Annotated in this window: 1 protein-coding gene; it reads right to left on the bottom strand. The window is 56.8% G+C overall.

The genetic code is table 11. The features are described from left to right. Positions 1–115: 115 nt before the first annotated feature. Complete coding sequence (locus tag ACQGNJ_RS00005) at positions 116–409, bottom strand: hypothetical protein (protein WP_426687199.1); 294 nt, start codon at positions 407–409, stop codon at positions 116–118. Positions 410–512: the final 103 nt, after the last annotated feature.

The following is a 512-nucleotide window of genomic DNA, read 5'->3' as shown; positions in this document are numbered from 1 at the left end:
CGCAACACGAAGCACAACACGATCGACAGCAGTGGCCCGAAAGCTCAGGGCAAAAGCATCATGCACCCGGGGTTGACCGGAAGTCTCCTAAGGAGTTGTTAGAGCGCACTGCCACTCACAGCATGCTCAAGATGACAGCGATTGCGGGTAGAAGGCCCAGCGCCGAGCATACAGTTGCACGAACTCTCGCTGCCGGAAAACTGAAGCCCGCAAGCCATAACGCGGCGGAGATACAGACGACGCCGAAGCACACTGCTGCAAGTGAAAGGTGGCGAGCAGCTTCAAGTTGCGTGTGCGGAATGGATTGCGAAGGGTCGCCAAGTTGCGATACGACGCCGTAGTAGGCGAGAAGCCAACCGACCACGACCAGAACCAAGGCTAAGTTTGCTGCTGCGGTCTGCTTTATCATCATGCGCTCTAACGCTGGAATTGAGCGGCGGCGAAGCCGTCCGCCTCGAATGACTGGTTAGACAGCGAACGGTCACGCACCATTACTAACCATGGTTTCGTCA

Origin of the sequence: Rhodanobacter ginsengiterrae (assembly GCF_050026815.1) — a bacterium.
Lineage (GTDB): Bacteria > Pseudomonadota > Gammaproteobacteria > Xanthomonadales > Rhodanobacteraceae > Rhodanobacter > Rhodanobacter ginsengiterrae.
This window is presented reverse-complemented; position numbering and strand designations above follow the sequence as displayed.